Here is a 12,083-nt window from a genome sequence, read left to right on the forward strand (position 1 = left end):
ACGCCCTAGACTCGCGGTCATGACGTTCGGGGACTTCGTACGGCTCAGCCGCGCCTACGTCTGGTTGCTGATCGGCTGCACCATCCTCGGATCGCTCCTCATGATCGCGAAGACGTCCCGCGAGCCGGTGCTCTACGCGGCCAACGCCTCGGGCTTCGTCAAGGTCGGCAACGCCACCACGGCGGGTGAGGAGCAGGGCAACGCCCAGCTCGCCGAGGACAAGGCCAACCTCTACGCGTTCCTCGTCTCCAAGCTGCCGGTCGCCCAGCTCGTCGTGGACGACCTCGGCCTCGACGTGCCGCCCGAGGCGATCGCCGGCAACTTCTCGGCGTCGGTCGACACGTCGGTCAACGCCCTCACGGTCACTGCCGTCTCCACCTCTCCCACCGACGCCCGCGACCTCGCCAACGCCGTCATCGACGCGGTGGTCATCTACGCGGCGCAGGTCGAGAACGGCGGCACCACGCCCAAGGGCGACCCCCTCGCGCGGATCGTGCCGCTCGAGGAGGCGGCGCTCCCGGGCGCGCCCTTCACGCCCAACTACAAGAAGGGCGCGATGCAGGGCGCGGCCGCCGGCCTCGGCCTCTGCTACGCCGTCCTGGTCGGCCGTCGACTGATCGACCGCCGGATCCGCTCCGCGAAGCACGTCGAGGAGGCCACCGGCTCCTCCGTGCTCGGCATCATCCCCAAGGAGGACGCGCTCGGTCGCGGCCACCGCGGGGTGCGCGGTGACCTCGGTCGCGCGGCGGAGTCCTTCCGCCAGCTGCGCACCAACCTCCGCTTCGTCGACGTCGACAACGAACCACGCCGCATCGTGGTGACCTCGGCCCTCGCCGGCGAGGGGAAGTCGACGGTGTCGTCCAACATCGCGCGCCTGGTCGCGCAGGCCGGCACACCGGTGCTGCTGATCGACGCCGACCTCCGCAGGCCGATGATCGCCTCGACCTTCGAGATCGACGGCGCGGTCGGTCTCACCCAGGCGCTCGCCGGAGACGTCGACATCCGCGACGTCATCGTCGGCTCCGGGCTGTCCAACCTCAGCCTGCTCCCCGCCGGCCGCATCCCGCCCAACCCGAGCGAGCTCCTCGGCTCCCTGCGGATGAAGCAGTTCATCGAGGACCTCTCCCACGACTACCTCGTCATCCTCGACGCGCCGCCCCTGCTGCCCGTCACCGACGCGGGCCTGCTCTCCGCCTTCTGCGACGGTGCGCTGCTCGTCCAGGCAGCCGGCAAGACGCAGATCGAGCAGAGCCAGCACTGCCGCCGCATCCTCGACCAGGTCGGCAGCCGGCTCCTCGGCGTCGTGCTGAACAAGGCGCCGGTCAAGGGTGCTGCGGCCATCGCCTACGGTGGCGGCTACGGCGGCTACGGGGGCTACGGCGGCTACAAGGCCGAGTACGCCTCGCGGGAGGCGTACTCCACCGCGGGCAAGGGACGCCGCAAGCTGACCAAGCTCGGCCGGAAGTCCTGATCAGTAGGCGCCGCGGCTGCCGACCACGGCCGTGACCGTGCGCGCCAGGATCAGCAGGTCCTGGACCATCGACCAGTTGTCGACGTAGTAGAGGTCGAGCCGGACGGTGTCCTCCCACGACAGGTCCGAGCGGCCGGAGACCTGCCAGAGGCCGGTCATGCCGGGCAGCACGTTGAGCCGGCGGAGCATGTCGTCCTCGTACTGCTCGACCTCGCTGGCAAGCGGGGGACGGGGACCGACGAGGCTCATCTCGCCGCGTACGACGTTCCAGAGCTGCGGCAGCTCGTCGAGGGAGAAGCGGCGGATGAACCTGCCCGGCCGCGTGATGCGCGGGTCCGCGGCGTCCTTGAAGAGGACGTGGTCACGCGCCTCCATCTCGGCCAGCATCGCCTCGGCGTCGATGTGCATCGAGCGCAGCTTGAGGCAGGTGAACTCCACGCCCTCGCGCCCGACGCGGGTCTGCCGGAAGAGCGCAGGTCCGCCGTCCGTGCGCTTGATCCAGAGCATCAGCCCGAACAGGACCGGCCACACGAGGGCCAGGATCAGGAGCGCTCCGACGAGGTCGAAGGCCCGCTTGGCGTCGTTGGTCGCGAGCTGGGAGCGCGAGCGACCCAGGTGCATCAGCGGCAGCCCAGCCACTGGGCGGATGCGGACGCGCTCGCTGGAGACGTCGGTGACGTTGGGCGCCACGATGATCTGGACGTGCTGGTGGTCCTCGAGGTCCCAGGCGAGACGTCGCAGCTGGGTGGAGGAGCTCACCGCGCCGGCCGTGAAGAAGACGATGTCAGGCCCGTGCTCGTCGACGATCGCGCGGACCTCGTCGATGAGGCCCAGGACGGGGATGCCGGCCGACGTGCGCTCGAGTCCGGCGTAGTCGCTGGGCACCAGGCAGCCGATGACCTTGTAGCCGAGCCAGCCCTCGCGGGCCAGGACGGTGCTGATCTCGCCGATGTAGCCGGGCGTCCCGACGAGGAGCACCTTCTCGTTGAAGTGCCCGGCCCGGCGCAGCCGCTGGATGATCCGGCGCGAGACCAGGCGGCCGACGAGCAGCAGCAGCACGCCGATCGGGAAGTAGAGGACGAAGAAGCCGCGGGAGAGCGGGTACTGCATCAGGTACGCCATGGTCGCCACGAGAGCACCGGTGAAGAACGACGCGTTGACGACGAGCTTGAACTCCTCGGTGCCGGCACCGAAGACGTGGCGCTCGTAGGTGCCGAAGAAGACGAGCATGACCAGCCACGTGGCGCCGAAGAAGACGCTCGCCAGGGCGGTGTTCTCGAGGACGTCGCCGGTCGTCTCGAAGACGGTCAGCGTGAGGCGGAACTGGATCGCGAGGAAGGTCGCGACCGCGACCATGACCACGTCGATGGCGGCGATCAGCCACGGCAGCAGCCGGATGCCTTCCGGGCGCACCTAGACCCCCGTCCCTTCCTCGAGCGCGATCGTGCGGATCCTGTCGATGAAGCGTGCCTCGCCGAACTCCTCGGCCCGCGCCAGCAGTCTCTCAGCGTCCCAGTCCTGCTTGTCGGAAATCGCCAGACCTACCGCGATCTGGTCGGGCTCGGGACTGTCGAAGAAGACGCCGGTCTCACCCTCGAGGACGGTCTCGAGGAAGCCGCCACCGCGCAGCGCGACCACCGGGACGGCGAAGGCCGCCGCCTCGAGCGGCGTCAGCCCGAAGTCCTCGTGGCTGGCGGCCACCAGCACGCCGGCGTCGGCGTACACCGCTCGCAGCTGCGCGTCGCTCAGCCCGCCCAGGAGGCGTGCGTTGTCGGGCAGGGTGGCCCGCAGGCGCGCCTCCTCGGGGCCGCGGCCCACCACGACCAGCCGGCGGTCGGTGCCGCGCACGGCCTCGATGACGGCGTCGACGTTCTTGTAGGGGAGCAGGCGGGAGACGACGAGGGCGTAGCCGGGCTCCCAGCCCTCGAGCTCGGGCACCGGCTCGCGGGGAGCGGCGGCGTCCATGCCGTGCGGGGGCGGCAGCAGCTCGGCGTCGCGGCCGTACGTCGACCGGATCCGCTGCTGCACGACGCGGCTGTTGGCGAGGTAGACGTCGACCTTGTCGGCTCGGCTGCGGTCCCACTTCTTGAGGAACGGGCGCAGCGCCATCAGCGGCGGACCGATCGGCGAGCGCCACGCGGTGCCGCCGAGGTACTCGTCGGTCTGGTAGAGCCAGCGCGCCGGGTTGTGGCAGTAGACGACCGTGCGCGCCTCGGTGTCGAAGCCGTGCGCCCAGCCGCTGCTCGACGCGACGACGACGTCCGCGTCGATCCGCAACCGCGACGAGGCGGGCGCCAGCAGCGGGAGGGCGAGGCGGTGGTCGCGGCGCAGCGGTCCGATCCGGTTCAGCGGCGAGGTGCGCACGTCCGCCCCGGCGAACTCCGGGTAGGTGCCCTCAGGGTCGTAGAGCGTCGTGTGGACCGGCGCCTCGGGGAACGCCTTCATCAGCGTGAGGACGACGCGCTCCGCGCCGCCGCGCTGGGTGAGGTAGTCGTGGGCGATCGCCACGCGGCCGTGCGCCTTCATCGCACACCCAGATCGGCGAGGAGGGTGCGCACCCGCTCGCGGCCGGCCTCGGGGGAGTACATCTCCTCCCAACGCGCGCGGGCGCGGTCGGTCACGGCGCGTACGCCGTCCGCCGGGGTCGTGAGCGCGTCGCCGATCGCGCGCGCGAGGTCGTCGGCGTCACCGGTCCTCGCGATCCAGGGGTGGTCGGGGCCGGCGACCTCGGGCAGGGCGCCGGCGTCGCTGATGACGAACGGGATGCCGGCCGCCATCGCCTCGGCGACGACCAGCCCGAACGACTCCGGGACGCGACTGGGGAAGACCGCGAGGTCCACCTGGGCGAAGAAGTCCGCTGGTGTCACCCGACCCACTCTGCGAACCCTGTCGCCCAGCGTCGCGAGGGCGTCGGTCACCGGCAGCAGCTGGTCGTCGGCGACCCACCTGTCGTCGCCTGCCACGACCAGCGCGAGGTCGGGGTGGTGGCCCACCGCCCTCGCGACCAGGTCGGTGCCCTTGTCGGTGGCGAGGCGCCCCAGGAACCCGACGTGGTTCCGAGAGTCGGGCCGTGACACGCGGTCCACCTCGTCGGTCCAGTTGGCGAAGACCTGCGAACCGGGCACGTGGGAGGTCAGGTGGGCCGACGGGGTCAGCAGCCGGTCCGCGCGACGGCGCGCGACGGAGAGTGCTGCCCACTGGCCGCGGCTGCGAGGCAGCTGGTGCAGGTGGACCAGGCGTCGACGACGGCCGGCGGTGGCGAGCGCGGGCACGAGGCCGTGGCACCAGAGCAGGCCGTCGCGGTGCTGGCGGTCCCACGCGCGCAGACCACGCAGGTAGTCGCGCCGGCCGTCCGCGTGGATCGCCACCACGTCGGCGCCGACGTCGAAGGCCGCGTCGAGCACGTCGCTGGGGGAGTCCCCGGCCACGACGGTCACGGGCGTTCCGAGGTCCACCAGGGCGGCTGCGGTGCGCACCAGCATCTGCTCGCCGCCGCCGAGGTCGGGATTGTTGGCGGCGAGGTACACGCGCTCAGCCATCAGGTGGGCTCTCGTCCGCGTGCAGTCTCTGGCCCAGCGCGAACCCGACGGCGATCGCCATCGGGAGGTCGAGCAGCACCTCGCCGAGGGTGGTGGCCATGACCCCGACCGAGATGACCGCGGCCTGGACGCCCGCGGCCTGGAGGTCTCCTCGACGTGACTGCTTCGAGAGCAACAGGAACCCCGCGACCATCAGGCTCAGGACGATCAGGAGGGCTCCCCATCCTCCCTCCTGGCGAGCCGCGAGATAGCTGTTGTGGAAGAAGAACTCGAGGTCCCTGATGTTCACCCGCGCGGTGCCGGGCCCGTGGCCGTACCACGGCATGTCGGAGATCTGGATGCGTTCCTGGGCGATGATCCGGTTGCGGAGGGCGTCGCTGCCCGACCTGTCCGAGAAGGGACCGAAGGTGGTCAGGCTCTTGGGGATGTTGTCGACGATCCAGACCAGCCCGAACGCCATGGCAGCTCCGCCGATCGCGCCGAGCCTCCGCCCCGCCAGCACCCACACGACGGCAAAGGCACCCGCGAGGAGGCCGGTGCGGGAGTAGCTGAGCACCAGGCCGGCGACCACGGGAACGGCGACGACGAGACGCACCTTCCAGCGATCGTCGCAGAAGAAGATCGCCAGGATCCCGAGGGTCACGATGAAGTACGCGCCGGCGTTGGGGTCGCCCAGGTATCCCGTCAGCCGACCCTCATAGGTGGCACCGCCGATCCCCACGTACCCCAGTCCGATCACCGCGACCAACCCGGTTGCCAGACCGAGACCAGCCGATCGCAGCGACACGCGCCCGGTGCCCAGGCTCCAGATCAGCCCGCAGAGGATGCCGACATGCCCGACCCGTCGGGTCCAGTCGACATTGTTTGCCACCCCGGAGAACACGAGCAGCACCAGCAGCGCGGCCATGAGCAGGAACACGAGCTCCGGCACGCGGGCCCGTCCCCGGGCGGGGCGCATCAGGCTGAGGGTGACGAGCCCGGCCATGGCGAACTCGTTGATCGGAAGCCCTGACACCTCGATCGTGCGAATCGGTAGCAGTGCCATCAGCACGAAGTCCGTGATCCGGATGTCCCGGTCCACTTCGTCGGCTCGGACCACCGTCTTGTCCGGCAGGTTCCACGGTGAGTCGACGCGCTTGCTCACGACCGTCCCCCGAGGGCGGCGTAGGTCCCGGCGACCTGCTCGCACATGTCCGCGACGGATGGCCAGCCGGCCAGCCCCGGGCGCGCGGCGAGGTCCAGTCCCTGGGTCGACAGGGCAGCAGCCACGGCGGACCGGTCCTCAGCAGCGACCAGCGCGCGCGACGGCAGGATCTCGGGGTTGCCACCGACGTCGCTGGCGACGACGCCCATCCCGCGCGCGGCCGCGTCGAGCAGGGCGTAGGAGCAGTTCTCCCAGACCGACATCATCGCGAGCACGTCGTGGCTCGCCATGGCCGGTTCGGGGTCGACGAAGCCCGGCAGCTCGACCACGTCACCGAGCCCGAGCCTGGCGACCTGCGCGCGCAGGGCTGCCTCCTCCTCGCCGGCTCCGGCGAGGGTGAGTCGTGCCTCGGGGTGGGTGTGCCGCAGCTCGGCGAAGCCGTCGACGAGGGCGGGCAGGCGCTTCTCCGGCGACAGGCGTGCCAGCGACAGGATCCGCAGCCCGGTCGTGGGCGACGCGCCCGGCACGACGTCGACCCCGTTGTGGATGACCGTGATCGGCTTCCGCGGGTGCCACTTCTCCACCATCGCGTCGGCGGTCGCCCGGCTGACGGCGACAGCCGCGTCGAAGCGCAGCAGCCGCGCGGTGTGGGCGGCAGCCATCACCCGGGTCTTGGCGCCGGAGCGGTGGTAGACGACGTCGTCGCGGGCGATGCCGTGCTCGGTCGTGACGAGCGCGGGACCACGCCCGACGGCGAGCGAGGCGACGATGTCGGCGTACGCCAGGTGGGTGTGCACGACGGCCGGTCGCTCACGTCGTACGACCTCGCGCACGCTCTTCACCGACGAGGCGAGCCCGTGGTCCGGCCCGAACGGCGCCTCGTGGACGACCGCCCCGAGCTCGCGCAGCCGGGCCGGGAGGTCGCCCGGCGGGGTGAGGAACGCCAGCCGCCAGCCGGGGATCCCGTTGGCGGCGACGTCGAGGACGTGCCTGGCCACCCCGGCGATGTTGCTGACCGGGACCGCCCACAGGGCCGTGGGTGGGGTCAGAACCATTGCTCCAACCGCTCCAGGGCGATCCAGAAGCCCTCGCCGTCGTTGACGTGGCCCTGCCAGATCTCCGGGATGAAGCTCACCCCCGGTGACATGGCGTCGAGCTGCTGGGCGAGCACGGCCCAGTCGATCTCGCCGTCGCCGACCTGCACGCCCTCGCCGTCCACGCCGGTGGCGTCGACGAGGTGGAGGTGCTCGGTGTGCGGGGCGAGGAGGTCGGTGGCGTCGGCGAACGACATCCCGAGGTAGTTGGCCGAGAGCTTCGAGTGCGAGACGTCGAAGCACAGCCGGCGGTCATGGCGAGCGGCGAACTCGGCGGTGTCACGCGGGTCGACGAAGAGGTTGCAGTAGAGCTGGCCGCCCATGTACCACGGGTAGGGCGGCAGCGTCTGCGCACAGAGGCGGACGCCGGAGTCGTCGACGCGGGCCAGCCCCTCGGCCACCCGGGCGTACATCGCCTCGCGCTCGGCCGGAGCGACGAAGGCGTCGGTGGTGAAACCGCCGAGGCTCGCCACGATGACCGGCCCCTCCGACCCTCCCGTGGCGTCAGCGTCGCGGGTGAAGAACTGCTGCATCTGGCGAGTGGTGTCGACGACCCGCTGGAGCTCCCGGATCGACCGCTCCCAGTGCTCGTCGTCGGTCGAGGCAAGGTTGAGCAGGAAGTCACCGGCGAAGAGGTCGGGGGAGTGGGTGGTGAAGCCCATCGGCAGCCCGCCGTCGTACTTCGCGAAGACCTCCTCGACCGGCAGGTCGAGGTCCTTGTAGGAGAAGTGGAACTCCAGGAAGTCCGGGGTCGTGTCCTTCGTCATCGCGTCGATGTCGTGGTAGCGGACTGCCAGGCCCCACGGGCGCCGGAAGTCGTAGGCGCGACCCTTCGGCGCCGCGTCCCCGAGGTCGGTGGCGTAGAAGAAGTCGCCGGCCTCGAGCGCGCGGGTCGTCGTACGGCCGACGAGCCTGTCGTACGCATTGGGCTGGAGGCCGCGGCCGGGGCTCTTGATGTCGATGTCGGCGTCGGTGAGCACCTCGCCGACCTCGATCCGGCGGGCGGCGACGAGCGACTTGGCGAGGTTGACGCGGTTCATCATCTCGCCGGTCGACACCGCACGCGGGGCGTTGGTGCCGAGTGCCTCCTCGACCTCGCGGACCCGCCGCACCATCTCCTTGAACTCGTCGGGCAGCAGGCTGACCTTGTGGTCGTTGCCCTCGAGCCCGCGGTCGATGGTGAAGTGCTTCTCGATGATCCGCGCGCCGAGCGCCACCGCGGCGACCGGCACGTGGAAGCCACGCTCGTGGCCGGAGTAGCCGACCGGCGCCTGGGTGAGCTCGGCGAGCCTGGTCAGGTAGGCGAGGTTGATGTCCTTGAAGGGCGCCGGGTAGGTCGACTGGCAGTGCAGGAAGGCGTGCGCGACACCGGTGCTGCGGACGACGTCGACGGTCTCGCGGATCTCGCCCTCGGTGGACATGCCGGTCGAGATCACCATCGGCGTGCCGCTCGCAGCCATGTGGCGCAGCAGGGCGTGGTTGGTCATGTCGGCGGAGGCGACCTTGAGCGAGGTGATGCCGTAGTCGACGAGGCGGTCGACGCTCACCGGGTCCCACGCCGTGCACATGACCTCGATGCCGACGTCCTTGCAGTGGTCGAAGACCTCGAAGAGGCCGTCCGCGTCGAGGTTGTACTTCGCGAGGAGGTCGAGGGTGTACTGCGGGCCGAGGTCCTCGCCGCCGGAGCCGGACGAGCCCTGGCGGTAGAGCGACTCCATGTCGCGCAGCTGGAACTTCACGATGTCGGCGCCGGCCTCGACGGACAGGTCGACCAGCTGCTTGGCCAGGGACACCTCGCCCTGGTGGTTGATGCCGATCTCCGAGATCAGGAGGGCCGGCGCGTCGGGGGCGACCACGTGCTTGCCGATGCGGAGCTCGTCGGCGCGGTTGATCGCGATCGCGACCAGGTGGCCGCGGTCGTCGACGAGGGCGACGTGGTCGATCCCGGCGCCGAAGGCGTGGGCGATCTCGGCGGGGCTGCTGCCGATCGGGAGGCTGCGGGGCGCGGTGTTGGCGGCCTCGAGCGCGGGCACGTCGGTCGTCAGGCTCGCGGCGCTGCTGACCCACCGCCGGAAGTCGCCGTCGGACAGCACGCCGTCGAGGTGGCCGTGCGAGTCGACCAGGAAGATGACCCGCGCCTTGTTGGCGGTGATCTTCTCCAGGGCGCGCAGGACCGGGTCGCCCGAGTAGACGACGTAGGGCGTGAGGTCACGCTCGATGATCAACGCCGGAACCTTCCATCAAGGAAACGTATGGGTCCACCGTAGCCAGCAGTTCGGCTCGATGTGGTCAGACCGCCGGACGCGGAGGCGCTCAGTCCTTCCACGCCCACAGGACACCGTGCCCCCAGTAGTTCGGGTGGTCGTGCCCCACGGTGAAGCCAGCCGCTTCGAAGAGCTGGCGAGCAGCGTCGTGGGCAGGCAGGAACGGCGCGCCCCGCCGGTGGTACTCGATGACCCACATCATGCGCCCCAGCGAAGCCAGCCGAGGGTCACTGAGGATCGGCCACTCGCCACCTTCGATGTCCATCTTCACGAAGTCGACGCCGTCGAGGTGATCGAAGATGTCGACGGCCGGCAGCGATCCCGGAACGGGGTCGTCGCGGAACTCGACCGTTCGGCCGGCGCCCGTGCCGCCGCCGAGAACGGCGTGGCCCGACTGCGTCATGGCAGCGGCTCCGACCACCTCGATGGGCAGGTCGGGCGAGATCCCGGCACGGAAGACCGCGAGGTTCTCGGGATCCGGCTCGAAGGACGTGATCGTCGCGTCCGGCCATCGCTGGTGGGCCCAGTGGGCGAACATGCCGATGTTCCCGCCCAGGTCCACGATGCGGCTGGGTCGTGCCAGGCGCGCCTGGAGCTCGGCTGGGGGCACGTACTCACCGCCGACCATCAGCTCGTGGAATGCCTCGAGGTCCCGTCCGTGGAGCAGGGTGACTCGCCCCCCGTTGCGCAACGCCCAGCTGCGGATGGTGCCCCGCGAGGTGACGAGCTCTGCGAGGACGAACCTGGCGGGTGTCGTGGTCAGCAGCGCCGCCCTGAGGAAGCGCAGCGCGAGCAGCGAGGCAATGACTCTTCGGACGGCAGGTCGAAGCAGAACGGCGCGAAGTCCGGGCAACGACGCGATGCGCCTCAGCAGGTTCATCATCGGTTCATGCCTCTCAGGAGCTTGGCGGCGAGAGCCACGTCGAGCTCGGTGTCGATGTCGACTCCCTCGTCCTCGGCCATCACGAACAAGCCGATCACCCCACCGAGCCGGTTGTCGTGCTGCTCGTAGACCTCGGTCCGGGTGAGGTAGAGCGACCCGGTCTCGCGGTAGCGCCGGGCGTCCGGTGTCAGGTCCTGCCGGCGCGGTCGGTCCGCCACGTCGTACGCCGCGGTAGGTGGGTCGCCGGCCTGCCAGATGAACGGCGGTTGCTCGACGACACCGACCATCGAGTCCACCTCGGTGGCGGTGAACTCGGTCAGGGCGCGGGTGAGGGTGTCGCCGTGCCTCACGGGTGAGGTCGCCTGCAGGAGCATCACCGAGGCGGGCCGCCCGCGTTCTTCAGTGGTGCGTCGGATCGCGTGGCGCACGACCGGTTCGGTCGGCGTGGTGTCTTGAGCAAGGTCCGCGGGCCGCAACCACGGGACACGCGCGCCGGCCGCCTGCGCGACGTCGGCGATCTCCTCGTCGTCGGTGGACACCAGCACGTCGAGCTCGGGCACGGCCAGTGCCTGTTCGATGGTCCACACGATGAGTGGTTTGCCGCCCACGTCGAGCAGGTTCTTGCGCGGTACGCCCTTCGATCCGCCGCGGGCGGGGATCACGCACAGCGTCATGACGCCGAGTCCGCGACGATCGTGGCGATGTGCCGAGCTGGTTCCTGCGCAGGCTGCTCGGGGGGAGGTGTGGGGAGGGTTCCGAGACGGTGCATGGCATAACGCTCCCAGAACTCGCCCAACCATGTGGGCGGACGCGGGAAGTCGACCCAGGCATCGCGGCCACGTGCGGCCGCCTCGAGCACACCTGTGGAGAACACGCTGACGATCGGCGCGGCCAGCTCGGCCAGGGGTACGCCGCGGGTGTCGACGACGACGCCTGCGCGGGCGTACGCCGCCAGCACGGCTCGTGACGTGACGTCACGCTCGGACGGGTGTGGCCGGTAGACGGCGCCGTGCTCGCGACACGTGCTGAGGGCCGCGCGCGCCAGGCGGGCCCGTGAGATCTCCGCCGCGTGCCCCTGCCCGAGATAGGTCAGCGGCCCGCTCGCGGCCGTTGGTCCGCTTGGGCGTTCCGAGCCCGTGTCCAGACCCGGGCTCGCCCCCCACAACAGCTGACTCCCGGTGACGCTCACAGTCACGTCCGCGCGACCGGAGGTCCAGAACTCGCCGTCGAGCTCGCTCCACGCCAGCAGGTGGGCCGCGCGCGGCAGCGGCGGCGCGAACGGGGTCAGTGCTCCGTGCTGCGACACGAAGAACGGCAGACCGTGCGACTCCGCGAGCTCGAACGCAGCCGTCCCGATCTCCGTGTAGTGCCCGGCTGCCAGGACGGCCCTGATCCCGTGCAGCCCTGCCACGTCGGGGAGCGCGATCGTGCGCCGCTGGTGATCGGCGAAGGGAGCAGGTGGCTGCCATCCGACTGGAGCGACGATCGCGGTGCGCTCCGCGGGAAGGTGCCTGAGCGGTTCGACAATGGCTCGGTCCACGCTTGCGTGTGTCGCCTCGACGGCGACGAGGACCTCCGCGTCCGGTCCGGGGGTGAGCAGGTCGACCGCGCCCTCGGGCGTCGGGCGGAGGCGGGACTTCGCCGCTCGGGCCAGCCCACGGACCGGGTGCCGCGACTCGTGCCAGCGA

General features: G+C 70.8%; 10 protein-coding genes. 1 reads left to right on the forward strand and 9 read right to left on the reverse strand.

The features are described 5' to 3' along the window. Positions 1-19 precede the first annotated feature (19 nt). On the forward strand, positions 20-1,471 hold the full coding sequence (locus tag EUA93_RS09905; protein ID WP_129399976.1) for a tyrosine-protein kinase domain-containing protein: 1,452 nt from the start codon (positions 20-22) through the stop codon (positions 1,469-1,471). On the opposite strand, the gene EUA93_RS09910 is transcribed toward EUA93_RS09905, so the two are convergent. The 9 genes from EUA93_RS09910 to EUA93_RS09950 all read right to left on the reverse strand — a co-directional run bounded on the left by EUA93_RS09910 (position 1,472) and on the right by EUA93_RS09950 (position 11,806). Beyond that, on the reverse strand, positions 1,472-2,884 hold the full coding sequence (locus EUA93_RS09910) for a sugar transferase (protein ID WP_207208648.1): 1,413 nt from the start codon (positions 2,882-2,884) through the stop codon (positions 1,472-1,474). Beyond that, positions 2,885-3,997, reverse strand: a complete 1,113-nt coding sequence (locus EUA93_RS09915; RefSeq protein ID WP_129399977.1) for a glycosyltransferase — start codon at positions 3,995-3,997, stop codon at positions 2,885-2,887. Further along, complete coding sequence (locus tag EUA93_RS09920; protein ID WP_129399978.1) at positions 3,994-5,010, reverse strand: glycosyltransferase family 4 protein; 1,017 nt, start codon at positions 5,008-5,010, stop codon at positions 3,994-3,996. Before EUA93_RS09920 ends, EUA93_RS09915 begins: the two co-directional genes overlap by 4 nt. Continuing rightward, positions 5,003-6,154: an O-antigen ligase family protein gene (locus EUA93_RS09925; RefSeq protein WP_129399979.1), complete on the reverse strand. Its 1,152-nt coding sequence runs from the start codon at positions 6,152-6,154 to the stop codon at positions 5,003-5,005. The genes EUA93_RS09920 and EUA93_RS09925 overlap by 8 nt, the downstream gene beginning before the upstream one ends. Continuing rightward, positions 6,151-7,209, reverse strand: coding sequence for a glycosyltransferase family 4 protein (locus tag EUA93_RS09930; protein WP_129399980.1), 1,059 nt, complete (start codon positions 7,207-7,209; stop codon positions 6,151-6,153). The genes EUA93_RS09925 and EUA93_RS09930 overlap by 4 nt, the downstream gene beginning before the upstream one ends. Then, positions 7,200-9,473 carry an N-acetylneuraminate synthase family protein gene (locus EUA93_RS09935; protein WP_129399981.1) on the reverse strand — a complete coding sequence of 758 codons (2,274 nt, stop codon included), beginning with the start codon at positions 9,471-9,473 and terminating at the stop codon, positions 7,200-7,202. The genes EUA93_RS09930 and EUA93_RS09935 overlap by 10 nt, the downstream gene beginning before the upstream one ends. A gap of 88 nt (positions 9,474-9,561) precedes the next feature. Beyond that, positions 9,562-10,395: an FkbM family methyltransferase gene (locus EUA93_RS09940; protein WP_129399982.1), complete on the reverse strand. Its 834-nt coding sequence runs from the start codon at positions 10,393-10,395 to the stop codon at positions 9,562-9,564. Next, entirely contained in the window at positions 10,392-11,069 is a 678-nt protein-coding gene (locus tag EUA93_RS09945) for an acylneuraminate cytidylyltransferase family protein (RefSeq protein WP_129399983.1), read from the reverse strand. The genes EUA93_RS09940 and EUA93_RS09945 overlap by 4 nt, the downstream gene beginning before the upstream one ends. Further along, the gene (locus EUA93_RS09950; protein ID WP_129399984.1) at positions 11,066-11,806 is read right to left on the reverse strand and encodes a hypothetical protein; all 741 of its coding nucleotides are present in this window, start codon (positions 11,804-11,806) and stop codon (positions 11,066-11,068) included. The genes EUA93_RS09945 and EUA93_RS09950 overlap by 4 nt, the downstream gene beginning before the upstream one ends. Positions 11,807-12,083: the final 277 nt, after the last annotated feature.

Source organism: Nocardioides oleivorans (assembly GCF_004137255.1).
Classification (GTDB): Bacteria; Actinomycetota; Actinomycetes; order Propionibacteriales; family Nocardioidaceae; genus Nocardioides; species Nocardioides oleivorans.

Excerpts from the sequence above, each read along its gene's own strand:
- EUA93_RS09905 (WP_129399976.1), top strand. The coding sequence starts at position 20 with ATGACGTTCGGGGACTTCGTACGGCTCAGCCGCGCCTACGTCTGGTTG.
- EUA93_RS09915 (WP_129399977.1), bottom strand. The coding sequence starts at position 3,997 with ATGAAGGCGCACGGCCGCGTGGCGATCGCCCACGACTACCTCACCCAG.
- EUA93_RS09920 (WP_129399978.1), bottom strand. The coding sequence starts at position 5,010 with ATGGCTGAGCGCGTGTACCTCGCCGCCAACAATCCCGACCTCGGCGGC.
- EUA93_RS09930 (WP_129399980.1), bottom strand. The coding sequence starts at position 7,209 with ATGGTTCTGACCCCACCCACGGCCCTGTGGGCGGTCCCGGTCAGCAAC.
- EUA93_RS09940 (WP_129399982.1), bottom strand. The coding sequence starts at position 10,395 with ATGATGAACCTGCTGAGGCGCATCGCGTCGTTGCCCGGACTTCGCGCC.
- EUA93_RS09945 (WP_129399983.1), bottom strand. The coding sequence starts at position 11,069 with ATGACGCTGTGCGTGATCCCCGCCCGCGGCGGATCGAAGGGCGTACCG.